Below are 26,966 nucleotides of genomic sequence, written 5' to 3'. Positions count from 1 at the left end.
GCATGATCCCGGCAGTGCTGTAATGTCATCTCACCGCAGCAGGGCCAACGTCGTCCCGAGCCTGCACTGACATCGAAGCAGTGACACGACGACGACGGGAGGGTTGATGGCCTCTGCTGCCCTCACACCTGCTGCCCGCACGCCCGGCGCTACGGCCCGTCCCCGCGCCCAGGGCCTTTACGACCCGGCGAACGAACACGACGCCTGCGGCGTCGGCATCGTGGCCGACCTGCACGGCCGCAAGAGCCACGACATCGTGCAGAACGCCCTGACCGTTCTTAAGAACCTCGACCACCGCGGCGCCGTGGGCGCGGAGCCGGACGACGGCGACGGCGTCGGCATCCTCGTCCAGATCCCGGACGCGTTCTTCCGCGAGGTCTGCGACTTCACGCTCCCCGAACCCGGCTCCTACGCGGCCGGTACCGCGTTCCTGCCGCGGGACGGCGCGGAGCGCGCCGCCGTGACCGCCCACATCGAGGCGCTGTGCGCCGAGGAGGGCCTGACGGTCCTCGGCTGGCGTGAGCTTCCGCACGATCCCGACTTCACCGGCCCCGCCGCCCGGCGGGTCATGCCGCAGTTCGCGCAGCTGTTCGTCGCCGCCGCCCCGGACGGCCCGCACGCCGGCAAGACCGGCCTGGAGTTGGACCGTGTCGTGTTCTGTATGCGCGAGCGCGCCGAGCAGGACGTGCCGGTCTACTTTCCGAGCCTGTCGAGCCGGACGATCGTCTACAAGGGGATGCTGACGACCCCGCAGCTGGAGCCGTTCTTCCCCGACCTGTCGGACCGCCGCTTCACCAGCGCGATCGCCCTCGTCCACTCCCGGTTCTCGACCAACACGTTCCCCGCCTGGGAGTTGGCGCACCCGTACCGGTTCATCGCCCACAACGGCGAGATCAACACGGTGAAGGGGAACCGGAACTGGATGCGGGCCCGGGAGGCGCTGCTGGCGTCGGACCTGATCCCCGGCGACCTGTCCCGGATCTACCCGGTGATCGACATCGAGGCCAGCGACACCGCCTCGTTCGACGAGTGCCTGGAACTGCTGCACCTCGGCGGCCGGTCGCTGCCGCACGCCGTGCTGATGATGATCCCGGAGGCGTGGGAGAACCACACCGAGATGGACCCGGACCGCCGGGCCTTCTACGAGTTCCACTCCACGCTGATGGAGGCGTGGGACGGCCCCGCCAGCGTCAGCTTCACCGACGGCACGGTCGCCGGCGCCGTCCTGGACCGTAACGGGCTGCGCCCCGGCCGGTACTGGGTGACCGACGACGGCCTGGTCGTGCTGTCCAGCGAGGCGGGCGTCCTGGACATCCCGGCGGCCAAGGTCGTCCGGAAGGGCCGCCTCCAGCCCGGCAAGATCTTCCTGGTGGACACCGCCGCCGGACGGATCGTCGAGGACGACGAGGTCAAGGCCCAGCTGGCCGCCGAGCACCCGTACGGCGAGTGGCTGCACGAGGGCCTCGTACGGTTCGAGGAGCTGCCGCACCGGGAGCGGGAGATCCCGACGCACGAGACGCTCGTGAAGCGGCAGCAGTCGTTCGGGTACACCCTCGAAGAGCAGCGGATCATCCTGACGCCGATGGCGCGGACCGGCGCCGAGCCGATCGGGTCCATGGGCACCGACACGCCGATCGCGGTGCTGTCGGAGCGGCCGCGGCTGCTGTTCGACTACTTCAAGCAACTGTTCGCGCAGGTCACGAACCCGCCGCTGGACGCGATCCGCGAGGAGCTCGTCACCTCGCTGCAGTCCACGCTCGGCCCGGAGGGCAACCTCCTGGACCCCGGCCCGGACTCGTGCCGGCGGCTGGTCCTGCCGACCCCGATCCTCGACAACGACGAACTCTCCAAGATCATCCACATTGACGACGAGGGATCGCTGCCGCATCTGCGCGCCCATGTCGTCCACGGCCTGTACGACGTCGCGGGCGGGGGAGCGGCGCTGGCGGCCCGGCTGGAGGAGATCAACGCCGAGGTGAGCCGGGCGATCGAGGCGGGCGCCCGGATCATCGTGCTGTCGGACCGCGGCGCCGACCCCGGCCGCGCCGCCATCCCGTCGCTGCTGCTGACCGGTGCCGTCCACCACCATCTGATCCGCGAGAAGACCCGCACCCGGGTCGGTCTGGTGATCGAGACGGGCGAGGCCCGCGAGTGCCACCACATGGCGCTGCTGATCGGGTACGGCGCCTCCGCGATCAACCCGTACCTGGCGATCGAGACCGTCGAGGACCTGGTCCGCGGCGGCGCCGTCGACGGCCTCGACCCGGCGCAGGACGTGGGCCGGGCCGTCCGCAACCTCGTCAAGGCGTACGGCAAGGGCGTCCTGAAGATCATGTCGAAGATGGGCGTGTCCACGGTCGCGTCCTACACCGGCGCGCAGATCTTCGAGGCGATCGGGCTCGGTGAGGAGGTCGTGTCCCGCTGCTTCACCGGCACCACGTCCCGGCTCGGCGGCGTCGGCTTCGACGTGCTGGCCCGGGAGGCGGCCGAGCGGCACGCCCGCGCCTACCCGCCGGGCGGCAACGACCTCGCGCACCGGACGCTGGAGGTCGGCGGCGAGTACCAGTGGCGCCGGGAGGGCGAACCGCACCTGTTCGACCCGGAGACGGTGTTCAAGCTCCAGCACGCCACCCGCACCCGCCGCTACGAGATCTTCAAGGAGTACACCTCCACGGTCGACTCGCAGGCCGAGCGGCTGATGACGCTGCGCGGTCTGTTCCGGCTGAAGGAGGGCGAGCGGGAGCCCGTGCCGCTGGACGAGGTCGAACCCGTGTCCGAGATCGTGAAGCGGTTCTCCACCGGCGCGATGTCGTACGGGTCCATCTCCGCGGAGGCCCACGAGACCCTCGCGATCGCGATGAACCGGCTCGGCGGCAAGTCCAACACCGGCGAGGGCGGCGAGGACCCCTCCCGCTTCACCCCCGACGCCAACGGCGACCTGCGGCGCAGCGCCATCAAGCAGGTCGCGTCCGGCCGGTTCGGGGTGACGTCGGAGTACCTCACCAACGCCGACGACATCCAGATCAAGATGGCGCAGGGCGCCAAGCCCGGCGAGGGCGGCCAGCTGCCCGGCCACAAGGTGTACCCGTGGATCGCCAAGACCCGGCACTCCACGCCCGGCGTCGGCCTCATCTCGCCGCCGCCGCACCACGACATCTACTCCATCGAGGACCTGGCGCAGCTCATCCACGACCTGAAGAACGCCAACCCGGCGGCGCGCGTGCACGTCAAGCTCGTCGCCGAGGTCGGTGTCGGCACCGTCGCGGCCGGGGTGTCCAAGGCGCACGCCGACGTGGTGCTGATCTCCGGGCATGACGGCGGCACCGGCGCGTCGCCGCTGACGTCGCTGAAGCACGCGGGCGCGCCGTGGGAGCTGGGCCTCGCCGAGACGCAGCAGACGCTGCTGCTGAACGGGCTGCGTGACCGCATCGTCGTGCAGACCGACGGGCAGATGAAGACCGGCCGGGACGTCGTCGTCGCCGCGCTGCTCGGCGCGGAGGAGTACGGCTTCGCGACCGCGCCGCTGGTGGTGTCGGGCTGCGTCATGATGCGGGTCTGCCACCTGGACACCTGCCCGGTCGGCGTCGCCACCCAGAACCCCGTCCTGCGGCGGCGGTTCTCCGGCAAGCCGGAGTTCGTCGTCAACTTCTTCGAGTTCGTCGCCGAGGAGGTCCGCGAGTACCTGGCGGCCCTCGGGTTCCGGTCCCTGGACGAGGCGATCGGGCATGTCGAGATGATCGACACGCGGGACGCCGTGGAGCACTGGAAGGCGGCCGGGCTGGACCTGTCCCCGATCCTGCACGCGCCCGAGGTCACGGACGGCGCCGCGCTGCGCCGCACCACCGACCAGGACCACGGTCTGGAGAAGGCGCTCGACAACACGCTGATCCAGCTCTCCGAGGGCGCCATCGAGCACGGCACCCAGGTGAACCTCGAACTGCCCATCCGCAACATCAACCGCACGGTCGGGACGATGCTCGGGCACGAGATCACCCGGGCGCGCGGCGCGGACGGGCTGCCCGACGACACCATCAACATCACGTTCACCGGCTCGGCGGGCAACTCGTTCGGCGCGTTCGTGCCGCGCGGGATCACGCTGCGGCTCGTCGGCGACGCCAACGACTATGTCGGCAAGGGCCTGTCGGGCGGGCGGCTGACGCTGCGTCCACCGGCCGACGCCGGGTTCGCCGCCGAGGAGCAGATCATCGGCGGGAACGTCATCCTGTACGGCGCGACGTCCGGTGAGCTGTTCGCCCGCGGGATCGTCGGCGAGCGGTTCTGCGTCCGCAACTCCGGCGCCACCGCCGTCGTGGAGGGCGTCGGCGACCACGCCTGCGAGTACATGACCGGCGGCCGTGCCGTGATCCTCGGCCCGACCGGACGTAACCTCGCGGCCGGGATGTCCGGTGGCATCGCCTACGTCCTGGACCTGGTGCCCGAGCGGGTCAACGGCGAGATGGTCGACCTGGAGCCGCTCGACGGCGGCGACGTGGAGTTCGTCCGGACGCTGGTCGAACGGCACCTCGCCGAGACGGGTTCCACGGTGGCGCGCCGCCTGCTGGACGACTGGGACGCCGCCGCCACCCGCTTCACCAAGATCATGCCGCGTGACTACCGGCGTGTCCTGGACGCCATGGCCAGGGCCGAGGCCGAGGGACGCGACGTGGACGAGGCCGTCATGGCCGCCGCGCAGAGCTGAGAGAGGGGGACTTCCTTCAATGGCCGACCCGAAGGGTTTTCTGACCGTCCGGCGGGAGCTCCCGAAGCGCCGTCCGGTCGACGTGCGGATCCGCAGCTGGTCCGAGGTCTACGAGGACTTCGGCCGCGACCGCGTCGAGAAGCAGGCGAGCCGCTGCATGGACTGCGGCATCCCGTTCTGCCACCAGGGCTGCCCGCTCGGCAACCTCATCCCCGAGTGGAACGACCTCGTCTACCGCAAGGACTGGCACGAGGCGATCGAACGGCTGCACGCCACCAACAACTTCCCGGAGTTCACCGGGAGGCTGTGCCCCGCCCCGTGCGAGAGCGCCTGCGTCCTCGGCATCAACCAGGACCCGGTGACCATCAAGCGGGTCGAGGTGGAGATCATCGACCGGGCGTTCGCGGAGGGCTGGGTGCGCCCGCAGCCGCCCACCGTGCGGACCGGTAAGACGGTCGCGGTCGTCGGCTCGGGGCCCGCCGGCCTCGCCGCCGCGCAGCAGCTCACCCGCGCCGGGCACGAGGTCACCGTGTACGAGCGCGCCGACCGCGTCGGCGGCCTGCTGCGCTACGGCATCCCCGAGTTCAAGATGGAGAAGCGGCACCTGGACCGGCGCCTGAACCAGATGCGCGCCGAGGGCACCGTCTTCCGGACGTCGGTGAACGTCGGCGTCGACATCACCGCCGACGAGCTGCGCGCGGGGCACGACGCCGTCGTCCTCGCGGGCGGCGCCACCGCCTGGCGCGACCTGCCCGTCCCCGGACGGGAGCTGAACGGCGTCCACCAGGCGATGGAGTACCTGCCGCCGGCCAACCGGGTGCAGGAGGGCGACTTCGACGAGTCGCCGATCTCCGCGACGGGCAAGCACGTCGTGGTCATCGGCGGCGGCGACACCGGCGCCGACTGCATCGGTACCGCGATCCGGCAGGGCGCCGCGTCCGTCACCCAGCTGGAGATCATGCCGCGCCCGCCGCGGACCCGGCCGGACGCGCAGCCGTGGCCGACGTACCCGATGCTGTTCAAGGTGGAGAGCGCCCACGAGGAACTCGCCGACCTGGGCGGCGACCGCGTGTACGCGGTGTCCACCACCGAGTTCGTCGACGACGGGAACGGCAACGTCCGCGCGCTGCGGCTCGTGGAGGTCGGCGGTCCGCAGACCGGGTTCCAGCCGGTCGAGGGCACCGAACGGGAGATCCCCGCCGAACTGGTCACCCTCGCGATGGGCTTCGTCGGCCCGGAGCGGGAGGGGCTGCTCGACCAGCTCGGCGTGGACCTGGACCAGCGCGGCAACGTGGCCCGCGACCGCGACTACGCCACGTCCGTGGACGGCGTGTTCGCCGCGGGCGACATGGGCCGCGGCCAGTCGCTCATCGTGTGGGCCATCGCCGAGGGCCGCGCCGCCGCGCACGCCGTCGACGCCTACCTCACCGGCCACACGTCGCTGCCGTACCCGATCCCGCCCACCGCCCGTCCCATCGCCTGACCGTTCAGCCGTTCAGGTCCGCGCCGAGTTCCCGGACGACGTCGACGAGGAGTTCCACGTCCGACTTCGTCGTCCGCCAGTTCAGCGGCGCGGGCCTGAACACGGTCATGCCCCGGTAGGTGCTCGTCCCCGCGAAGACACGGCCGTCGGCGAGGAGGGCCTCGCCGAGGCGGGCGTTCAGCTCGTTCAGTCGATGCTCCGGGACGCCGTCCGGACGGTACCGGAAGCACACGATGCACAGCTGCACCGGCGCGAGCAGCTCCAGGTCCGGTGCCGCCTCGACGAGTTCACCCAGGTGCAGGGCGACGTCCAGGTGCCGCTCCACCATCGCCCGGTAGCCGTCGCGCCCGTACGCGCGCAGCGTCGCCCAGATCGGCAGGGCCCGCGCCCGCCGCGACGACTCCGGGCCCAGCATGTTGTAGTTGATCCGCTCGTCGTCCGCGTCCGGCAGGTACGCCGCGCCCCACGCGCCGAACGCGCGGGACAGCAGCTCCCCGTCCCGGACGAACGAGAAACCGCTCTCGTACGGCACGTTCAGCCACTTGTGCCCATCCGCGGTCACCGAGTCGGCACGTTCCACACCACGCGCGAGATGCGCCGTCCGCGGCGACAGCGCGGCGAACATCCCGAACGCGCCGTCCACGTGCAGCCACGCGCCGTGCCGCTCCGCCAGGTCGGCGAGCTCGTCGATCGGGTCGGAGTCGCCGGTGTTGACCTCACCGAGGTTCGCCACGATCACCGCCCGGCCGCCGACCCGTTCCAGCGCCTCCTCCATCGCGGCGAGATCGACCCGGCCCGCGTCGTCCCGCGCGAACGTGCGGAGCGTGTCCCGGCCGCAGCCGAGGATCTGCAGTGCTTTACGGGTGCTCACATGCACCAGCCCGCTGCTGAACACCGGCATCACCGGGAGCCCGCCGAGGCCCCGTGACGTCACGTCCACGCCGTAGCCGTCCGCCCACCAGTACCGGGCGCACGCCAGACCCGTGACGTGCGCGAGCGTCGCGCTCGGGGTCAGCACGCCCCCGAACGAGGCGGGCAGCCCGAACAGCTCCTTCAGCCAGCCCAGCACGACCGTCTCCGCCCGCGCGGCGAACGGCGACAGCACCCACAGGCCCGCGCCCTGGTCCAACAGCGACGTCGTCCAGTCGCCCGCCATCGCCGCCGGGGTCGCCCCGCCGACCACGAAGTGGAAACACCGCGGCCCGGACGAATGCGTCGCCGCGCCCGTCCCCACCCGCACCAGCCGTTCCAGGGCGGCGACCGACCCGTCGCCCTCCTCCGGGAGCGGGCCGCCGAGTTCGTCCAGCAGGACGTCCTGCGCGGGGTCGTGGACCGGGCGCTCGCCGAGCCCGTCCAGGTACGGGCCCGCCGCCCGCGCCACCACGGCGAGCGGCTCGTCGGCCACGTCACGTTCGTCAAGCGGATCACTCATGTCGGACAGCAGACCACATACAGCCCCTCTCCGGGAACGGGGTCCACCACTCGTGCAACCAGCAGATCACGGACACATCCGGCCACCCCGCACCCACTTGTGGACTGCCGGTCGGTCGACTACCGTCCGGCCCAGGTTCACCGAACGGCGGCCGGACGGCCTGAGCCTTGTCACGCCACCGCGAACCGCCTGCTCCCGCCCCATACGCGGGACATCAGGGGCCTGGCCACTCACCGCTGGGGTGGCCGGGCCCACCCCCTGACCGGGATACCGGTGTCCGTTTCCTGCAAGACCGGCCGGATGCGGCCGTCCTACGGTGACGGCATGAAGGTTCTGCCCGACAGCGGCGTCGACCGTGCCGCCGAGTTCCTGCGCCTCAACGGCCGTCTCATCGACCGGCGCCGTTTCGCCCTCCACTTCCGCGGCGGGCCCGCCGGACCCGTCCTGGCGGCCCTGCACGCCTACGAGAACCCCGACGGCGGATACGGGCACGCCCTCGAACCCGACCTACGCGGCGAGGGCAGCCAGCCCGTCCCCGCCCAGCACGCCCTCGACGTCCTGCACGAGTGCGGCGCCGACGACGACCCGGCGGTCGAGCGCATCGGCGACTATCTGGCGTCCATCACCGCGCCGGGCGGGGGAGTTCCGTTCGTGCTGCCGAGCGTCCGCGACACCCCGCACGCGCCGTGGTGGCAGACGCCCGACGACCCGCCCGGCTCCATCAACCCCACCGGGACGCTCGCCGGAATGCTGCACCGCGCGGGCTCCCGTCACCCCTGGCTCGGCCCCGCCACGGACTTCTGCTGGCGTTACCTGGAGAACGCGGACGCCGAACCGGGCCCCTACGACGCCCTGTCCATCCTCACGTTCCTCGACCACGTCCCCGACCGGGACCGCGCCGAAGCCGTCTTCACCCGCCTCCGCGACGCCCTCGCCGCACCCGTGACCCTGGACCCGCACGCCGCCGGAGCCCAGCACTTCCCGCTCGACTTCGCCCCGACCCCGCACGGGTACGGCCGCCGCCTCTTCACCGCCGACGTCATCGACGCCCACCTCGACGCCCTGATCGACGCGCAGGACGACGACGGCGGATGGAACGTCCCCTTCCTCATCTGGACGCCCATCACCCGCCCCGAATGGCGCGGCCTCATCACCGTCGAACGACTGCGAACCCTACGCGCCCACCACCGCCTCAAGCCCTAGGGGCCTTTTCGAGAAGGCCTCAGCCCACACCCAAACACGTGACCCACCCGGCGCAGCAACGCCGAAGACAAGCAAAACCGCGCGGCTCACGAGCGATGTCGCGTTCGCCCCAGGAACGGTCACGTAGCGAGCCGCAAGGCGAGCGCAGTGGGCGGGAACCTCTAGGGCCTGCCCCGCCTGGTGCAGCGATGCCGGAGGCGAGGAGCGCAACCTGGCGGATCGCTTAGCGATACCGCGTTCACCCGAGCCCGGTCACGTAGCAAACCAAGGCGAGCGCAGTGGGCCGGTCCTGCAAATAACGCAGCGACCTCAGCCCGCGCGCGAACGCGTTACCCGCCCGGTGCAGCGACGCCGAAGGCGAGCGGAGCCGGGCGGATCGCGAAGCGATGTCGCGTTCGCCCCAGGAACGGTCACGTAGCGAGCCGTAAGGCGAGCGCAGTGGGCCGTTCCTGCAATAAACACGCCTGTCATTAACACAGGAGGTTGCGAACGGGTTCGCCCGCGAGTGCGCGGACCTCGTGCGCGAAGTGCGTCTGGTCGGCGTAGCCCGCCGCGAACGCCGCCCCCGCCAGGGGCTCGCCCGCGCGGGCCAGTCCCAGCGCCCGTTGGAAGCGCAGCACCCGCTGGAGAGTCTTCGGCCCGTACCCGAATGCCGCGAGTGAACGCCGTCGGAGCTGCCGCTCGCTGATGCCGAGACCGTCCGCCACGTCCCGCACCGAACGCTCTTGGAGCCCGACCACCACCGCCGGGACGAGCGGATCCGCGGGCCGCATCCGCTCCCGGACCGCCGCGACCAGCGCCGCACGCGGGTCGCGGGCCGTGCCGACGGTTTCCGCCAGCCGGTCGGCCTCCCCGCCCCACAGTTCCCGCAGCGGCAGCCGCCCGTCGCGGATCGCGTCCGCCGGGACGCCCAGGACTGGTGGCGCAGTCCCTGGCGCGAACCGCACCGCCGCCACAGCGGTGCCCGGCTCCATCACCGCGGGGATCGGCCCGGTGTCCGGGCCCGCGACGAGGATCCCTGACGCCGACCACATCAGGTCCACGCACCCGTCGGGCACGACGCGCTGTGTGAAAGGGGCGGCGTCCCGCGGCAGCGCCGCCGTCCACGAGCACGCCAGTCCCGGCGCCGGATATTCGCGATAACTCGGCCGAACCGTGCCCGTTCCCTTCACCTCTCCTGCATATCACCCGCGCTCTCGGGCAGGGCCACGGAAGACCCCTTCGAACAGGAGCACGACCATGCCGAACAACGATCTTCACGGCAGGACCATCGCCTTCCTCTGCGCGCCCGAGGGCACCGAGCAGGTCGAGTTGACCGAACCCTGGACGGCCGTCGAGCAGGCCGGCGGGACACCCCGGCTGATCTCCACCGCGTCCGGGGAGATCCAGGCGTTCGACCATCTCGACCGGGCCGACACCTTTCCCGTGGACGCCACCGTCGCCGAGTCCGATCCCGGCGCGTTCGACGCGCTCGCCCTGCCCGGCGGCGTCGCCAACCCCGACTTCCTGCGCACCGACCCGGACGCCGTCGCGTTCGTCAGGGCGTTCTTCGACGCCGGCAAGCCCGTCGCGGTCATCTGCCACGGCCCGTGGACGCTCATCGAGGCGGACGTCGTCCGTGGCCGAACCGTCACCTCGTGGCCGAGTCTCCAGACGGACCTGCGCAACGCGGGGGCGACGTGGGTGGACGAGGAGGTGCGGATCTGCGAGGACGGGCCCAACGTCCTGGTCAGCAGCCGCAAGCCCGACGATCTCAAGGCGTTCTGCCAGGCCGCCGTCGAGGCGTTCAAGGGCTGACCGGAACCGTGTGGTCTAGACCTTGAGCTAGACCACTCGGTGAACCCCGGACGACCATATCCTGCATGAACATATCTACTCGCTGGTAACTAAGTACGGTTGTGCACGTGAACCGTCGAGCGAAGATAGTCAGCACCATCGGCCCCGCCTGCTCCGGCAGCGAGCAGATCCACGCCCTCGTCGAGGCCGGCATCGACGTCGCGCGCCTCAATATGAGCCACGGCGACCACGCCGTCCACGAGGAGGTCTACCACCGGATCCGTGCCGCCGCCGACGCCACCGGACGCGGCGTCGGCATCCTCGCGGACCTGCAGGGCCCCAAGATCCGCATCGGGCGCTTTCCCGACGGCCCCGTGCGCCTCACCCTCGGCGACGAGTTCACCATCACCACCGACGACGTTCCGGGCACCCGGCGCGAGGTCTCCACCACCTACCAGGGCCTGCCCGGCGACGTGAGCCCCGGCGACACCGTCCTCATCGACGACGGCCGTGTCGCCCTGGAGGTCACCGGCGTCGAGGGCGCCCGCGTCCACACCACCGTCACCGTCGGGGGCATGGTCTCCGACAACAAGGGCCTCAACCTCCCCGGCGTCCCGGTCAGCGTGCCCGCCCTCACCGACAAGGACGAGCGCGACCTGCGCTGGGCGCTGCGCCTCGGCGTCGACCTCGTCGCCCTGTCGTTCGTCCGCACCCCCGCCGACGCCGACATCTGCTACCAGATCATGGAGGAGGAGGGGGTGCGCGTCCCCCTCATCGGCAAGATCGAGAAGCCGCAGGCGGTCGAGCGGCTACCCGAGATCGTCGCCGCCTTCGACGGCATCATGGTCGCCCGCGGCGACCTCGGCGTCGAACTTCCGCTGGAGCAGGTCCCGATCGTCCAGAAGCGCGCCATCGAACTCTGCCGCGAGAAGGCCCGCCCGGTCATCGTCGCCACCCAGATGCTCGAGTCGATGATCTCCGCGCCGCGGCCCACCCGCGCCGAGACCTCCGACGTCGCCAACGCCGTCTTCGAGGGCGCCGACGCCGTGATGCTCTCCGGCGAGACCAGCGTCGGGCAGTATCCCGTCGAGTCCGTGCTGACCATGAGCCGGATCGTGCGGACCGCGGAGGAGGCCGCCCTCCAGGCCACCCACACCCTGGAGCGCATGCCCGAGACGGTCGGCGGCGCCATCGCCCGCGCCGCCGCGGAGGTCGGCGCCATCGTCCGCGCCGAGGCGCTCGCCGCGTTCACGATGTCGGGGGAGACCGCCCGGCGCCTGTCGCGCTACCGGTCGCCGATCCCGCTGCTCGCCTTCACGTCCGTGCCCGCCGTCCGGGGACGCCTCGCCCACGTCTGGGGCGTCGAGACCTTCGTCGTCCCGCACGCCGACCACACCGACGCCATGTTCGCCCAGGTCGAGCAGGCCCTTCTCGAACTCGGCCGCTGCCAGAAGGGCGACAAGGTCGTCGTGGTCGCCGGTTCGCCCCCCGGCACCCCCGGCTCCACCAACGCGTTGCGCGTCCACAGCATCGGCGACGCCATCGCCGTCCAGCACTGACCGGGCCCGGATCACTAATCGATCTCGTTTCCACGTCACTCCGGAAACGTGCGCCCGGCGGCGGGGACGACCGCCCATAATGCGCCGCCACAACGCTCGAAGCCGCCGCCCGGATCGGGCGGCGGCTTCGTGGTCTGTGCCCCGAGTGGGATTCGAACCCACACTAGATGGTGTTTGAGACCATTTCCTCTGCCGTTGGGATATCGGGGCGTGGTCCGGTGAAAGCGGACGACGAAGGCGATGATAGCCGGGCGGTGCCCTGGCAGGGGCGGCACAGGACAGGGTAGCGGGTTTCGGTAGGCTCGTGGGCGTGGAGAGCGCTCGGCGAGTGGTGATCGCGGAAGACGAGGCCCTGATCCGGCTGGACCTGAAGGAGATGCTTCAGGAGGACGGATACGAGGTCGTCGGAGAGGCCGGAGACGGCGAGGCCGCCGTGCGGCTGGCCGGTGAGCTACGCCCCGACCTGGTGATCCTCGATGTCAAGATGCCCGTGCTGGACGGGATCTCGGCGGCGGAGCGGATCTCGGCGGAGCGGATCGCGCCGGTGGTGATCCTCACCGCGTTCTCCCAGCGCGAACTCGTCCAGCGCGCGACGGAGGCGGGCGCGATGGCCTACCTCGTCAAGCCGTTCTCCAAGACCGACCTCGCGCCCGCGATCGAGATGGCCGTCAGCCGGTACACCGAGCTGCGGGCGCTGGAGGCGGAGGTCGCCGGCCTGCAGGAACGCCTGGAGACCCGCAAGGTGGTCGACCGCGCGAAGGGGCTGTTGCAGCAGGCGCACGGGTGGTCGGAGCCGGACGCGTTCCGGTGGATCCAGAAGACGTCCATGGACCGGCGACTCACGATGCGGGCCGTCGCCGAGGCGGTCGTGGCGGGAGCGGCCGGGGCGGCGGAAGGCGAGTCGCGAAACCACGGAACGGGGTCGCGGGGGCCGGACGAGTCGACCGCAGGTTGACATTTCAACCCTGTTATTTATCACGTTGTCAAGAGCCAAACCGAAGTCTTCGGACTGGGCCTGACCGATTACATAGAGTAATTATGCCTGGCAATGCCCGGATTCGGATGAGCACGGGGTCGTAACGAACGAGTAACCCTTCTATCCGAGGGTCCTGTTCTGGGGCGGGTCGACGGTGTACGACATACCTGGTCCCCGGTTGCCCGATTCCTCCAACCGAGAGCTCGGCATCGGGGCACGACTCGTACCCGATCCTCTCCTGGATCCGGATGGAAAGGTTGGGCACCTTGCGGCGCAACAAGATGAGGATCACCGGCGCGGTGGTGATGGGCGTGACGCTCGCACTCAGCGCCGTGGCCTGCGGTGGCGACGATGACGGGGGTAGCGGCGGCGGTGACGGAGTCACGATCGGGTTCATGGGGGACCTGACCGGTGAGAACTCGGGTCTGGTGATCCCGCCCAAGCAGGGCGCCCAGCTGGCCATCGAGCAGTACAACGCCACCAACCCCAAGGTCAAGATCAACTTTAAGACATATGACAGCCAGGGCAAGGCGGAGCAGGCGACGCCCCTGGCGCAGGGCGCGGTCAAGAACGACAAGATCGTCGGTTTGATCGGGCCCGCCTTCTCCGGTGAGTCCGAGAGCGTCGGCCCGATCCTGGAAGAGGCCAAGGTTCCGAGCGTGTCGCCGTCCGCGACGAGCATCACGCTGGCCGAGAAGGGTTGGAAGTACTGGCACCGTGTGGTCGCCGACGACGCCGTGCAGAGCGACGGCGCCGCGAACTTCCTGGTGAACTCGGTCAAGGCGAAGAAGATCTACCTGGTGTCCGACAACCAGGCCTACGGCAAGGGCCTCACCGACGCCATCGCGAAGGCGGCCGGAACCAAGGGAGCCCAGACCCAGACGGACGCGGTGGACGACAAGGCCACGGACTACTCCTCGACCGTCAACAAGATCAACCAGTTCAAGCCCGACGCGGTGTACTTCGGTGGCTACTACGCGGTGGCCGGACGGCTCTTCAAGCAGCTCCGCGAGGGCGGCTACAAGGGCAAGATGATGTCGGGCGACGGCTCGCTCGCCGCCGGGCTGATCGAGGGCGCCGGCCAGGAGAACGCGCAGGGCGCGCTGCTCAGCTGCGGCTGCCTCATCGACGCCGAGGGCAAGACGAACGAGAAGGCCAAGAAGTTCGCGACCGACTACAAGACGAAGTTCGGCTCCGAGGTCGCGATCTACTCGACCGAGGGCTACGACGCCGCGACTGCCTTCATCGAGGCGGTCAAGGCGGGTCACACCGAGCCGGAGGCGATCAACAACTTCCTGAAGACGCTCGACACCCAGGGCGTCGGGAAGCCGATCAAGTTCGACGGCAAGGGTGAGCTCGCGGCACAGGACATCTTCATCTACGAGGTGAAGGGCAACACGATCCCCCTCCTCGGAAACAGCAACGAAGCGAAGGTCTCGTAGGCGTCACCACGCCAGTACAGACCTGACCGTCCCCCGTTCCGGGGGCCCTTGATGGCGCGGGAGCGGGAGCGCTACAGCGCTCCCGCTCCTTTGACGAAGGCGACCGAAGGTGCTCGACGACTTCATCAATCAATTCTGGCCGTCGACCATCGACGGGCTGGCGCTGGGCGCGATCTACGCGCTCCTGGCGCTCGGCTACACGATGGTCTACGGCGTGCTCAGGCTGATCAATTTCGCGCATGCCGACATCTTCATGGTCGGTACGTTCGCCGCGCTGTGGACGGCGCGGACCATGGGCGTGTCCGACGTGGGGGGCATCACCCTCATCGGCGTCGTGGTGCTGATGGCCGTGGTGGCCGGCGCGGTCTCGGGCGGCGGCGCGATGCTGCTGGAGGCGACCGCGTACCGGCCGCTGCGCAAGAAGGGCGCGTCCCGGCTCGCGGCGCTGATCTCCGCGATCGGCGCGTCGATCTTCATCCAGCAGCTGATGGGCACGGTGGGCGTCCGCTGGATCTTCGGTACCTCGAAGGAGGGAGGCAAGCTCGACGTCAACGAGCACTTCAAGGATCTGTCGAACGTCGTCGACACCGGCGGGATCGTGATCCGCAACGATCAACTGATCATCTTCGTCGGCGCGGTGCTGATGATGATCGCGCTGGACCAGTTCGTGAACCGGACGAGGCTCGGCCGCGGAATCCGCTCGACGGCGCAGGACCCGGAGACCGCGGTCCTGATGGGCGTCAACATCGACCGGGTGGTGTCGGCGACGTTCCTCGTCGGCGGCATCATGGCGGGTGTCGCCGCCGCGCTGTACTTCCTGCGGTTCGAGACCACGAACTACTTCGTCGGATTCCTGCTCGGCATCAAGGCCTTCACCGCGGCGGTGCTCGGCGGCATCGGCAACATCCGTGGCGCGTTGGCCGGCGGCTTCACCCTGGGGCTGCTGGAGATGTACGGATCGAGCATCTTCGGATCTCAGTGGCGGGACGTCGTCGCGTTCACCCTGCTGATCCTCGTCCTGATGTTCCGTCCCACCGGCATTCTCGGTGAATCTCTCCAGCGGGCGCGCGCATGAACCTCACAAAGAACGGAAACGGAAACGGCGGCCTCGGCCAGGTCCGCGACAGGCTCTCCCTCGATCCGCTCCGCGACGCCTGGGCCGGTGCCCCGGCCGCGGTGCGCTGGATCGTGTACGGCGTGCTCATCATCTTCGGGCTGCTCCTGCCGAGCGAGTCGATCGGCTCGTTCATGGCGCCGAGCGGCGTCGACTGGGCCGGGATGCTCAGCACCCAGATCGCGATCTACGTGTTGCTCGCGATCGGCCTGAACGTCGTCGTCGGCATGGCCGGCCTGCTCGACCTCGGATACGTGGCCTTCTACGCGGTCGGCGCCTACACGATGGCGATCTTCGCGACCAAGTACGACTGGACGTTCTGGGAGTCGCTGGTCCTGGCGATCGCGTTCTCCGCGCTGGCCGGAGTGATCCTCGGGGCGCCCACACTGCGGCTGCGCGGCGACTATCTGGCGATCGTCACGCTCGGCTTCGGTGAGATCGTCAAACGGACCGCGAACAACAGCGACTACGTGAACGGACCGCGCGGTGTGCAGGGAATCCCGCACCCGCCGTCGCTGTCGGAGTGGGAGATCTTCGGCGTGCAGCCGCTGAAGTACGGGCTGCTGGACGCCCGGCCGTACTACTACCTGCTGCTGCTCTTCATCATCATCTCGATCATCTTCGTGAAGCGGCTGGAGAGGTCGCGGGTGGGGCGCGCGTGGGCGTCGATCCGCGAGGACGAGGACGCGGCGGAGCTCATGGGCGTGCCGACGTTCAAGTTCAAGCTGGCCGCGTTCGCCATCGGCGCCGCGATCGGCGGCAGCGGCGGCGTGGTCTACGCCTCGCAGCAGACGTCCATCACCCCGCTGAACTTCGAGTTCATCGTGTCGGCGCTGATCCTGGCCGGTGTGGTGCTGGGCGGCTCGGGCAACCTGCCCGGCGTGATGCTCGGCGCCGCGCTGCTGGCCTGGCTGCCGGAACGGTTCCGGGAGCTGAAGGACTACCGGATGCTGATCTTCGGTGCCGCGCTGGTGGTCATGATGATCTTCCGTCCGGAGGGGCTGTGGCCGTCCCGGCAACGCAAGGCCGAACTGGCCGAAGGCACCGGCGGCATGGGCAGCCTGGGAGCCGAGGTCGCCGTACCGGAACATGACGGCCCCGGCCCGGTGGAGTCACGGGAGGAGGGCAAGTGAGCGGGACGAAGAACCCGATGCCCGTGCTCGAACTGCGGGACATCGTCATGCGGTTCGGCGGCGTGGTCGCGCTCAACAAGGTGAACATCACGATCGGCGAGGGCGAGATCTTCGCGTTGATCGGCCCGAACGGCGCCGGGAAGACGACGGTGTTCAACGTCACCACCGGCGTGTACCGGCCGTCCGAGGGCCAGGTCGTGTTCCGCGGCAAGCGCATCGACGGGAAGAAGCGGTACGTCGTCACCAAACTGGGTGTGGCGCGGACGTTCCAGAACGTGCGCCTGTTCCACAACATGTCGGCGGTCGAGAACGTCCTGGTGGGCGCGGACGCGCACCACCGGACGGGTTTCGTCGCCGCGGGCCTGGGACTGCCGTGGCATCGCCGCGAGGAGCGCCGCGGCCGGGAGAAGGCCCGTGAGCTGCTGGAACTGGTCGGCATCCCGCACCGTGGCGAGGAGGCCGCCAAGAACCTCCCATACGGCGACCAGCGGCGCCTGGAGATCGCGCGGGCGCTGGCGACCGACCCGAAGCTGCTGCTGCTGGACGAGCCCGCCGCCGGCATGAACCCCGCGGAGAAGGTGGCGTTGCAGGACCTGATCCGCAGGATCCGCGACACCGGCGTGACCGTGCTGCTCATCGAGCACGACATGAGCCTGGTGATGGGCATCAGCGACCGGGTCGCGGTGCTCGACTTCGGGCAGAAGATCGCCGACGGCCTTCCGGCCGAGGTGCAGAACGATCCGCGGGTGATCGAGGCGTATCTGGGGGCTCCGGCCGATGCTTCTTGAGATCGAGGACATCCACGTCCACTACGGAAAGATCGCGGCGCTGAAGGGCATCTCCGCGTCCGTCGACGACGGTGAGATCGTGACGCTGATCGGCGCCAACGGCGCCGGAAAGACGACCACGCTGAAGACGATCTCGGGCCTGCGGAACCTGTCCTCGGGCGCGATCCGCTTCGACGGCCAGGACATCAGCCGGATGCCCGGGCACAAGCGGGTCCTCGCCGGGATCGGGCAGGCCCCGGAAGGGCGCGGGATCTTCCCCGGGATGACCGTGGAGGAGAACCTCCTGATGGGCGCCTACGCCCGTAAGGACGACGCGTCCAAGGAACTGGCCGAGGCGTACGAACTGTTCCCGCGCCTGGCCGAGCGCCGGACGCAGGCGGGCGGCACGATGTCCGGTGGCGAGCAGCAGATGCTCGCGATCGGGCGCGCGCTGATGGCCAAGCCGAAGGTGCTGCTCCTGGACGAGCCGTCGATGGGCCTCGCGCCCATGCTCGTCCAGCAGATCTTCTCGATCATCGTGGAGATCAACCGGCGGGGCACCACGGTGCTGCTGGTGGAGCAGAACGCCCAGCAGGCGCTGCAGATCGCGCACCGCGCCTACGTGCTGGAGACGGGCCGGGTCGTGAAGTCGGCCCCGGCGCGCGACCTGCTCGACGACCCGCAGGTCCGCGCGGCCTACCTGGGCGGCGCGGCGGGCGACGACCTGGCCGCGGCCTCGGACGTCTCGTCCGCCGAGCCGGTGGACGACCCGGAGGAGGATTCCCCTTCGTAGCGGCTCCCCGTTCGCGTTACGCGCCCGTCCAGTCCGGTTCGCCGGGTTCTGGACGGGCGTGCCGCGTCATGGCGCTCTGGGCGCTTCTGAGCGCCGGGGCGGGGGGTCAGGGAAGGCGGATCTCGGTGGGGTCGGGGTCGCCGACGGCGCCGACGGGCGGGGAGCCGTAGAGAAGGACGGCCCGGACCCGCGCGCCGCGCGGCACGTCGAACCACAGATCGAACTCGACGCGCATGGACGCGCCGACCGACAGCCGCTCCGGCTGCCGTTTGATCATGGTGGCGTTGACGTCGGGGGAGTGGCCCCGGCCGTCGGTGGTGACGAGACGCTGCTTCCAGGTGTCGAAGACCTGGATGTCGCGGCCGGTGTTGACCGCCAGGACGCGGACACGGGTGAAGGTGCCCTTGGAGCCCATCGCGGTGTGGGTGCCCATGACCTCGGTCATGCCCTCCCGGAACCCGAGGACGGTGAAGTGCAGGTCGGCGCTGCGTCCGGTCTTGCCGCGCGGGACGGACTCGCCCTCGCGGGCCCGCTCGGCCGGAACATGGTAGGTGGGCGGCGCCTCGGCCCGCTCCGAACCGGAGCAGCCGGGCAGCGCGACGGCGGCGGCGCCGAGCGCGATCGCGGCGGCCGCGATCCGCGGACGAGGGGCACGCAGGCGCATACCCGGACGGTACGGCCGATCGCGGCACGGCTGAAGGCACCGGGACGATTCGCAACCCAACCGAAACCACCAACAGCCTCATGCCGGTGTCGTATCGTCCCCGGACACACGTTGACCCGGGGTCACCTTTGGGGCCGTACGAACCTTCCCCGGGCGCGTACGTTGTCTACTCGGTGACCCCGGGCCGTTCCGATCCACGCTACAGACCCCGAGGCGCACACCGCAAAGGAAGGACGACCGGCCGCGCACGCCGGCCAGGGCCCGTCAGGCCTGGGGGGCGTCCCGGATCATGCAGGTCAGGCGCGCGGTGCAGACCCGCCGGTCCCGGTCGTCGGTGATGACGATGTCGTAGGTGGCGAGCGTCCGGCCGCCGTGCACCCGGGTCGCCACACCGATGACATGCCCCTCCGTGGCCGACCGGTGATGGGTGGCGTTGATCTCGATGCCGACGGCGATGCGGCCCTCCCCGGCGTGCATCATCGCGGCGATGGAGCCGAGCGACTCCGCCAGGACGCACGACGCGCCACCGTGCAGCAACCCGTACGGCTGGGTGTTGCCCGCGACGGGCATCCGCCCCACCACGCGTTCCGCCGAGGTCTCCAGGTACTCGACGCCCATGGTCCTCGCCAGGTCGCCGTACTCGTCTCCGGTCACCGCACCTCCGAGAAAGTGTCGTCCACGCAGACTAGAGTCCTGGTGTGGCGACGAAAGCAGCGACCCCTGACAAGCGTGAACGGCTCCTCCTGCTCGACGGGCACTCCCTGGCCTACCGGGCGTTCTTCGCGTTGCCCGTGGAGAACTTCTCCACGACCGACGGCCAGCCGACGAACGCCGTGTACGGCTTCACCTCGATGCTCATCAACGTCCTGCGCGACGAGGAGCCGACCCACATCGCCGTGGCGTTCGACCGCTCCGAGCCGACGTTCCGGCACGAGCAGTACGTCGAGTACAAGGCGGGACGGCAGAAGGCCCCCGACGAGTTCCGCAGCCAGATCAGCCTGATCTTCGAGGTGCTGGACGCGCTGCGCATCCCGCGGCTGTCGGTCGCCGGGTTCGAGGCGGACGACATCATCGCCACCCTGTCCGTCCAGGCCCAGAACGCGGGCATGCAGACCCTCATCGTCACCGGCGACCGGGACGCCTTCCAGCTCGTCAACGACGACGTCACCATCCTGTACCCGGTCCGCGGCGTCTCCGAGCTCTCCCGCATGGACCCGGCCGCCGTCCAGGCCAAGTACGGCGTCCCGCCCGAGCGGTACCGCGAACTCGCCGCGCTCGTCGGCGAGACCAGCGACAACCTGCCCGGCGTCCCCGGCGTGGGCCCGAAGACCGCCGCCAAATGGCTCACCAAGTACGGCGACCTCGACACCCTCGTCGCCCGCGTCGACGAGATCAAGGGCAAGGCCGGCGACAGCCTCCGCGAACACCTCGCCGGAGTGCTGCGCAACCACCAGATCAACAAGCTCGACACCGAGGTCGGCCTGGAACTGACGCCGCCGCAGCTCGCGATGGGCCAGTGGGACCGCGAGGAGATCCACACCCTCTTCGACTCGCTGCAGTTCCGCGTCCTGCGCGAACGCCTGTACGCCTCCATCTCCGCGGCCGAACCCGAGGCCGACGAGGGCTTCGACGTCCACCTCGACGCCCTGGAGCCCGGCGCGCTCGGCGCCTGGCTCGACGCCAACGCCGACGACCGCCTCGGCATCGCCGTCACCGGCACCTGGGGCCGCGGCACCGGCGAGATCACCGCCCTGGCCCTGGCGTCCAAACACGGCCCCGCCGTCCACCTCGACCCCGCCGAGCTGATCGAGGACGACGAACGCGCCCTCGCCGCCTACCTCGCCGACACCCGCCGTCCCAAGGCGATCCACGACGCCAAGGGCCCCATGCTGGCCCTCGCCGCCCGCGGCATCACCCTCGCCGGCGTCACCAGCGACACCGCCCTCGCCGCCTACCTCGCGCTCCCCGGGCAGCGCACCTTCGACCTCGCCGACCTCGTCCTGCGCTACCTGCACCGCGAACTGCGCACCGAAACCGAGGACAACGGCCAGCTCACCCTCGACGGCTCCGGCGAGGAAGAGGCCGCCCAGGCCCTCGCCGTCCGCGCCCGCGCCGTCACCGAACTCGCCGACGTCCTCGACATCGACCTCGACAAACGCGGCGCCACCCGCCTGCTCCACGACGTGGAACTCCCGCTCGTCGGCGTCCTCGCCGGCATGGAACGCGCCGGGATCGCCGTCGACACCGACCACCTCGCCGGGCTCTCCGCGTCCCTCGGCGCCCAGGTCAAAGAGCAGGAACAACAGGCACACGAGAAGGTCGGCCACGAGTTCAACCTCGGCTCGCCCAAACAGGTGCAACAGGTCCTCTTCGACGAACTGAAACTCCCCAAGACCAAACGCACCAAGACCGGCTACACCACCGACTCCGAGGCCCTCACCAACCTCCAGGAGAAGGACCCCCACCCCGTCCTCGACCACATCCTCCGCTGGCGCGAGGTCGCCAAACTCAAGAGCATCGTCGACTCCCTCATCCCCATGGCCGACGACGCCGGACGCATCCACACCACCTTCAACCAGATGATCGCCGCCACCGGCCGTCTCTCCTCCACCGACCCGAACCTGCAGAACATCCCGATCCGCACCGCCGAAGGCCGCCAGATCCGCGAGGCGTTCGTCGTCTCACAGGACTACGAGACCCTCCTCACCGCCGACTACTCCCAGATCGAACTGCGCATCATGGCGCACCTCTCCGAAGACGACGCCCTCCTCGAGGCCTTCAACTCCGGCGCCGACTTCCACACCATCACCGCCTCCCGCGTCTTCGGCCTCCCACCCGACCAGATCGACTCCGAACTCCGCGCCCGCATCAAGGCCATGAACTACGGCCTCGCCTACGGCCTGTCCGCCTACGGCCTCTCCCAACAACTCCGCATCTCCCCCGACGAGGCCCGCGGCCTCATGGAGGAGTACTTCCAACAGTTCGGCGGCGTCCGCGACTACCTCCGCGACGTCGTCGCCAAAGCCCGCCACGACGGCTACACCGAAACCATCCTCGGCCGCCGCCGCTACCTCCCCGACCTCAACTCCGACAACCGCCAACGCCGCGAAATGGCCGAACGCATGGCCCTCAACGCCCCCATCCAGGGCTCCGCCGCCGACATCATCAAAGTCGCCGGCCTCAACGTCGACCGCGCCCTCACCACCGCCGGCCTCACCTCCCGAATGCTCCTCCAGGTCCACGACGAACTCGTCTTCGAAGTCGCCCCCGGCGAACTCGACGACCTCAAAACCCTCGTCCGCACCGAAATGGCCGGCGCCTACGACCTCCGCGCCCCCCTCAGCATCTCCACCGGCACCGGCCGCACCTGGCAGGAAGCAGCGCACTAGTTTTTTTGTATTTTTCTCCTCCTTCGGCCCTGGCGGGCCTCCATCGTCGAAAAACACGGTGCGATCGCTGGCATCGCTTCGGCTCGCCTGGCGGCTCGCTGCGCGATCAGGTTCTCGCTTCGCTTGAACCTGCCTTCGGACGCGATCGCAGTGGCTCAGGTTGTTGCGTGGTTGCGGAGGCGGGCTGGGGTTGTCGCGTCCGGGTGGTTGCGGTGTTTATGGCAGTGCATACTCCTCTTTCGGGCGCTGCGCGCCCTCTATCGTCGTGAACTGCGGTGCGATCGCTGGCATCGCTTCGGCTCGCCTGGCGGCTCGCTGCGCGATCAGGTTCTCGCTTCGCTTGAACCTGCCTTCGGACGCGATCGCAGTGGCTCAGGTTGTTGCGTGGTTGCGGAGGCGGGCTGGGGTTGTCGCGTCCGGGTGGTTGCGGTGTTTATGGCAGTGCATACTCCTCTTTCGGGCGCTGCGCGCCCTCTATCGTCGTGAACTGCGGTGCGATCGCTGGCATCGCTTCGGCTCGCCTTGCGGCTCGCTGCGCGATCAGGTTCTCGCTTCGCTTGAACCTGCCTTCGGACGCGATCGCAAACCTTGAGGTTGTTGGGGGGTTGCTGTGGTGGCTGGGGTGGGTGGGTAAGGCGGGTTGCTGTGTTTATTGCAGTGCACTCCTCCTTCGGGCCCGGAGGGCCCTCCATCGTCGTGAACTGCGGGCGATCGCTGGCATCGCTTCGGCTTGCCTGGCGGGTCGCTGCGCGATCAGGTTCTTGCTTCGCTTAGACCTGCCTTCGGACGCGATCGCCAACATTGGGGTTGTGGCGGGGGCGCTGTGGTGGCTGGGGTTATTGGATAGGGCTAATTTCGGGCTCGTGTGCTTTTGTGGTGCCTCCTCATTCGGGCGCTGCGCTTTTCTAGCGTTGTGACCTGCGTGCGATCGGTGGCGTTGCTTCGGCTCGCTGCGCGATCGGGTTCTGGGTTCGGTTGAAACTGCCTTCGGGGGCGATCGCGAATCCTGAGGTCGTCGCGTGGTTGCGGTGCGATCGCTGCCTCGTTGTTCTCGCGGGCTGGAAGGTGGCACGGTGTGTCGTGGCTCGGCGGGGGTGGTGAGTTGTGGGGTGTGATCAGGGGCGGTTGTGGGTGGGGGGTGGGGGCTTGATGCCTAGGGCGGTGGTGGCGCTCAGGGACGCTGTCAGGGCGATGAACCACCAGGCGTTTTCGAAGACTGCTCGGGTTTGGTCGGGGGAGGAGTGGAGCGTTCCTATGACGGCGACGAAGATGGCGACGCCCAGGACGTAGCCGAGTTGGCGGCTGGTGTTGACCACGGCGCTGCCGGTGGCGGCTTGAGCGGGGGGCAGGCCGGTGGTGGCTGCACCCAGCAGGGTGGGGAGGGCCAGACCGATGCCGGCGCCGATGACGATCCACCCGGGCAGGATCTGGGTGATGTAGTTCACGTTGAGGGACGTGGCCAGCATTGCGGCGCCGGCGCCGAACAGGAGGTTGCCCGAGGCGATCAGGGTGTTCGGGGGGACTCGTCGGAGGAGTCGCTGGCCGATGATCGCGAAGATCGGGACCATGAGTGGGCCCGGCATGATCGCTAGGCCGGTGTCGATCGGGCTGAGTTCCGCCATGTTCTGCAGGCACAGCACGATGCAGGGGAAGGCCGCGCCGAACGCCGTGCAGAACAGTAGGACCGTGGTGTTGGCCCAGGCGAAGGTCGGCACGCGGAACAGAGCGGGGTCGATGAACGGGGTCGGATGCCGTTTGATTCGTGTGAGGAAGAGCGCCAGTCCGATTAGGGCGGTGGCGGAGGCGCTCAATGTCTTCGTGTCGGTCCAGCCCCACTCGTCGCCCTTCACCAAGGCGAGTGCGGCCACGCTGAGGGTGATGGCGAGCAGTGCCCCGCCGGTGAGGTCGGGGGTCTTTCCCGAGTCGTCGCGCGACTCGGGGAGGAGATACTTCGAGGCGGCGAAGACCAGGATTCCTATTGGCAGGTTGATGAGGAACACCCACTGCCAGGACAACTGCACCAGCGCGCCACCGGTCACCGGGCCCAGCGCGCCGGCCAGGGAACTGGTGGTCGCCCACAGCTTCACCGCGCCCGCGCGCCGTTCGGGAGGAAGGGCGGTGAGCAGCAGGCCGAGGCTGGCGGGCGTGAGCGCGGCGGCACCGGCGGCCTGCAGCGCGCGGAAGGTCACCAGCCACCACAGCGTCGGTGCCGTTGCGCAGGCGGCGCTTGCGAGGGTGAAGAGGGCGAGTCCGGCGAGGAACCCGACCTTCCTGCCGTGTCGGTCGGCGAGGCGTCCGGCCGGGATCAGCAGCGCCGCGTAGACGATCGTGTAGGCGTTGAGGACCCAGCTGAGGTCGGGCAGGGACGAGCCGGGGAAGCTCCGGCCGATGTCGGTGAACGCGACGTTGACGACGAAGACGTCGAGCATGGCCATGAACGCGGCCGCGCAGAGCACGAACACGATGGCCGTCGAGCGGTCGCCCTGCGTTCGTCGGGTGGTCGTCGGCGCTTCTGAAATCATGCGAGCGTCCCATCTGACTTCACTTTTGTATAGGCAGGCTGACTATACATTGGTGAAGTCGTTGGCGGATACCATGGGTCCATGTCCGCTGTGATGGAGGGTCCCCTCGCGGACCTCGGTTCGTGGAAGACCGACCACTGTTCGCTGGTCAAGGCCCTGGAGATCGTGGGGACCAGGTCGTCGCTGCTGATCCTGCGGGAGGCCTACTACGGCACCACCCGCTTCACCGGCTTCGCGCGACGCGTCGGGATCACCGAGCGCATCGCGGCCAGGCAGCTGCGCCATCTCACCGAGGCCGGACTGCTCGCCAGGCGTCCCTACCGCGACGAGGGCGGCCGCACCCGTGACGAGTACGTGCTCACCGAGATGGGACGCGACCTGCTGCCGGTCGTCCTCGCCCTGATGCAATGGGGTGACAAGTACCTTCAGGGCGGGGAGGCGCCGCTTCTGTACGTCGAACATGACACCGGTGCTCCTGTGCGGGTCGAGCTGCGCAGCGACACCGGGAACGAGGTCGGGCTCGAGAACCTCGGGGTGAGGCGTAATCCGCGCTGGCGCAGGCCCCAGCCGGCGGCGGACGGGAGTCGAGCCGAGAAGGATCCGTCGGAGTGACTTTGGGCGCGAATTGGTGAGGTGCGGGTCAGTGTGGGGTTTGGGTCCGTCAAGTCTTGGCTCTGGTTGAGGGTGCCTCGGTCGCCTTGACAGGCGTCTGGCCGGTGGAGCCGGCGTCGTGACGGAGGGTTGGGGCGTAGTGTCGCAGGGTTAATGGGGATCATGCGGGTATTCGGGTGGGTGTCCGTAGATGTCAGGGGGCCGTACTGTGTCCCCGGGTCCTGTTCGGGTTGACCGGCGGGGGGTAGCGTGCCTCTGCTTCACAAGATCGCTGGAGTTGTGGTCGTCTGCGCGGTGGTGCTGGGGCTGGTGCTTCCGGCGGTTCGGCCGGAGGGGAAGCGGGCCGGGGCTGCGGCGGGGGCGGTCGCCAAGGTGAGTCGGACGCCTCGTGCGCCCGTGGTGGCCGTGACGCCCAGTGGGCCGGTTCCGGGGGCGGCGCCGGGGGCTGTGGCCGTCAAGGCGAACGAGTTGGGGCAGATTCCGGTGTTGATGTATCACCGGATCGTGCCGAAGGCCGAGACGCCGCTGGATCGGTCGACGAAGGAGCTGTACGACGAGTTGACGCGGTTGGCCAAGGGTGGGTACACGCCGATCACGGCGGCGGAGTTCGTCGGTGGGCGGTTCGATGTGCCGGCCGGGCGGCATCCGGTGGTGCTGACGTTCGATGACAGCACGCCCGGACACTTCGCGCTCGATGCCAACGGGTGGCCCAAGGCCGACACGGCGGTCGCGATCATGCAGCGGGTCGCGCGGGAGAACCCCGGGTTTCGGGCGGTGGCGACCTTCTATCTGAACAAGGACCTGTTCGGGATGGCGGAGGCGCAGGCGGCGGTGGGGCTGAAATGGCTCGTCCAGCGGGGGTTCGAGCTCGGCAACCACACGATGTCGCATCCGAGCCTGGCGGGGCTGTCGCAGGGTGAGGTGCGGGCGGAGATCGGTGGGCTGGAGGAGCGGGTCGTCCGGCTGGTGGGACGGCACACCTCGACGCTGGCCTACCCGTACGGGGCGGTTCCGCGGAAGGTCGCGTGGGCGCGCGCGGACGGTGGCCGGTACGGCTTCCAGGGGATCTTCCTCGCGGGGTGGCGGCCCTCGCCGTCGCCGTTCCATGAGGACTTCGATCGGTGGAACATCCCGCGGGTGCGCGCCGAGGACAAGATTAAAGAGAACGACTGCACGAAGTTCTGCTCGGCGGCGTGGCTCGAATATCTGGACAAGAATCCTGATGAACGGTACACATCTGACGGAGATCCCGGCACCGTGACGTTTCCCAGGGCTGTCGAGGGGCGGCTCGCGAAGGAATTTCGCGGCAGGGCCCGTGCGTACTGAGCGGCGCCCTCCGCAGCGGATTGACCCCGGGAGGCTGGTCCCATATCCTGATCGCTGCGCTGTGGGCCTGCGCGCG

At 69.5% G+C, this 26,966-nt stretch carries 19 protein-coding genes and 1 tRNA gene; 14 read left to right on the top strand and 6 right to left on the bottom strand.

Features of this window, described 5'->3' with window-relative positions:
- The first annotated feature begins 106 nt into the window (after window positions 1-106).
- Both gltB and BZB76_RS14455 read left to right on the top strand, forming a co-directional pair.
- Complete coding sequence (gltB, locus tag BZB76_RS14460) at window positions 107-4,699, top strand: glutamate synthase large subunit (RefSeq protein ID WP_121434888.1); 4,593 nt, start codon at window positions 107-109, stop codon at window positions 4,697-4,699.
- 19 nt (window positions 4,700-4,718) lie between these two features.
- Window positions 4,719-6,182, top strand: a complete 1,464-nt coding sequence (locus BZB76_RS14455) for a glutamate synthase subunit beta (protein ID WP_121434887.1) — start codon at window positions 4,719-4,721, stop codon at window positions 6,180-6,182.
- A 4-nt stretch (window positions 6,183-6,186) separates the two neighbouring features.
- On the opposite strand, the gene BZB76_RS14450 is transcribed toward BZB76_RS14455, so the two are convergent.
- Complete coding sequence (locus tag BZB76_RS14450; protein WP_121434886.1) at window positions 6,187-7,614, bottom strand: pyridoxal phosphate-dependent decarboxylase family protein; 1,428 nt, start codon at window positions 7,612-7,614, stop codon at window positions 6,187-6,189.
- A 324-nt stretch (window positions 7,615-7,938) separates the two neighbouring features.
- Here BZB76_RS14450 and BZB76_RS14445 point away from each other — a divergent pair, with 324 nt between their 5' ends.
- Entirely contained in the window at window positions 7,939-8,817 is an 879-nt protein-coding gene (locus BZB76_RS14445) for a hypothetical protein (protein WP_121435482.1), read from the top strand.
- 470 nt (window positions 8,818-9,287) lie between these two features.
- On the opposite strand, the gene BZB76_RS14440 is transcribed toward BZB76_RS14445, so the two are convergent.
- Window positions 9,288-9,989, bottom strand: a complete 702-nt coding sequence (locus BZB76_RS14440) for a DUF6597 domain-containing transcriptional factor (protein ID WP_121434885.1) — start codon at window positions 9,987-9,989, stop codon at window positions 9,288-9,290.
- A 67-nt stretch (window positions 9,990-10,056) separates the two neighbouring features.
- Here BZB76_RS14440 and BZB76_RS14435 point away from each other — a divergent pair, with 67 nt between their 5' ends.
- Window positions 10,057-10,614 carry a type 1 glutamine amidotransferase domain-containing protein gene (locus BZB76_RS14435; protein WP_121434884.1) on the top strand — a complete coding sequence of 186 codons (558 nt, stop codon included), beginning with the start codon at window positions 10,057-10,059 and terminating at the stop codon, window positions 10,612-10,614.
- Window positions 10,615-10,721: 107 nt separating this feature from the next.
- Complete coding sequence (gene pyk / locus BZB76_RS14430) at window positions 10,722-12,152, top strand: pyruvate kinase (RefSeq protein WP_121435481.1); 1,431 nt, start codon at window positions 10,722-10,724, stop codon at window positions 12,150-12,152.
- 137 nt (window positions 12,153-12,289) lie between these two features.
- Here the strand turns inward: pyk and BZB76_RS14425 are convergent.
- Window positions 12,290-12,362: transfer RNA gene (locus tag BZB76_RS14425), tRNA-Leu, on the bottom strand.
- Between the two features lie 118 nt (window positions 12,363-12,480).
- Here BZB76_RS14425 and BZB76_RS14420 point away from each other — a divergent pair.
- From BZB76_RS14420 to BZB76_RS14395, 6 genes are all read left to right on the top strand, one after another.
- Entirely contained in the window at window positions 12,481-13,107 is a 627-nt protein-coding gene (locus BZB76_RS14420; protein ID WP_246007019.1) for an ANTAR domain-containing response regulator, read from the top strand.
- Between the two features lie 287 nt (window positions 13,108-13,394).
- The gene (locus BZB76_RS14415; RefSeq protein ID WP_211343015.1) at window positions 13,395-14,570 is read left to right on the top strand and encodes a branched-chain amino acid ABC transporter substrate-binding protein; all 1,176 of its coding nucleotides are present in this window, start codon (window positions 13,395-13,397) and stop codon (window positions 14,568-14,570) included.
- Window positions 14,571-14,679: 109 nt separating this feature from the next.
- Window positions 14,680-15,645 carry a branched-chain amino acid ABC transporter permease gene (locus BZB76_RS14410; RefSeq protein WP_121434882.1) on the top strand — a complete coding sequence of 322 codons (966 nt, stop codon included), beginning with the start codon at window positions 14,680-14,682 and terminating at the stop codon, window positions 15,643-15,645.
- Window positions 15,642-16,817, top strand: coding sequence for a branched-chain amino acid ABC transporter permease (locus tag BZB76_RS14405; protein ID WP_121434881.1), 1,176 nt, complete (start codon window positions 15,642-15,644; stop codon window positions 16,815-16,817). The genes BZB76_RS14410 and BZB76_RS14405 overlap by 4 nt, the downstream gene beginning before the upstream one ends.
- Before the next feature lie 17 nt (window positions 16,818-16,834).
- Window positions 16,835-17,605 carry an ABC transporter ATP-binding protein gene (locus BZB76_RS14400; protein WP_121435480.1) on the top strand — a complete coding sequence of 257 codons (771 nt, stop codon included), beginning with the start codon at window positions 16,835-16,837 and terminating at the stop codon, window positions 17,603-17,605.
- Complete coding sequence (locus BZB76_RS14395) at window positions 17,595-18,377, top strand: ABC transporter ATP-binding protein (RefSeq protein WP_121434880.1); 783 nt, start codon at window positions 17,595-17,597, stop codon at window positions 18,375-18,377. Before BZB76_RS14400 ends, BZB76_RS14395 begins: the two co-directional genes overlap by 11 nt.
- Before the next feature lie 106 nt (window positions 18,378-18,483).
- On the opposite strand, the gene BZB76_RS14390 is transcribed toward BZB76_RS14395, so the two are convergent.
- Together BZB76_RS14390 and BZB76_RS14385 are read right to left on the bottom strand one after the other, a co-directional pair.
- Complete coding sequence (locus BZB76_RS14390; protein ID WP_121434879.1) at window positions 18,484-19,041, bottom strand: DUF4352 domain-containing protein; 558 nt, start codon at window positions 19,039-19,041, stop codon at window positions 18,484-18,486.
- Between the two features lie 264 nt (window positions 19,042-19,305).
- Window positions 19,306-19,725 carry a PaaI family thioesterase gene (locus BZB76_RS14385; RefSeq protein ID WP_420534789.1) on the bottom strand — a complete coding sequence of 140 codons (420 nt, stop codon included), beginning with the start codon at window positions 19,723-19,725 and terminating at the stop codon, window positions 19,306-19,308.
- 14 nt (window positions 19,726-19,739) lie between these two features.
- Between BZB76_RS14385 and polA the strand changes: the two genes are divergently transcribed.
- Window positions 19,740-22,430 carry a DNA polymerase I gene (gene polA / locus BZB76_RS14380; RefSeq protein WP_121434878.1) on the top strand — a complete coding sequence of 897 codons (2,691 nt, stop codon included), beginning with the start codon at window positions 19,740-19,742 and terminating at the stop codon, window positions 22,428-22,430.
- Window positions 22,431-23,545: 1,115 nt separating this feature from the next.
- Here polA and BZB76_RS14375 read toward each other — a convergent pair.
- Entirely contained in the window at window positions 23,546-24,952 is a 1,407-nt protein-coding gene (locus tag BZB76_RS14375; protein ID WP_121434877.1) for an MFS transporter, read from the bottom strand.
- 81 nt (window positions 24,953-25,033) lie between these two features.
- Between BZB76_RS14375 and BZB76_RS14370 the strand changes: the two genes are divergently transcribed.
- Both BZB76_RS14370 and BZB76_RS14365 read left to right on the top strand, forming a co-directional pair.
- On the top strand, window positions 25,034-25,564 hold the full coding sequence (locus BZB76_RS14370) for a winged helix-turn-helix transcriptional regulator (protein ID WP_121434876.1): 531 nt from the start codon (window positions 25,034-25,036) through the stop codon (window positions 25,562-25,564).
- Window positions 25,565-25,813: 249 nt separating this feature from the next.
- Window positions 25,814-26,890, top strand: a complete 1,077-nt coding sequence (locus BZB76_RS14365; protein WP_121434875.1) for a polysaccharide deacetylase family protein — start codon at window positions 25,814-25,816, stop codon at window positions 26,888-26,890.
- Window positions 26,891-26,966 lie beyond the last annotated feature (76 nt).

The sequence above is a fragment of the Actinomadura pelletieri DSM 43383 genome (assembly GCF_003634705.1).
Lineage (GTDB): Bacteria > Actinomycetota > Actinomycetes > Streptosporangiales > Streptosporangiaceae > Spirillospora > Spirillospora pelletieri.
This window is presented reverse-complemented; position numbering and strand designations above follow the sequence as displayed.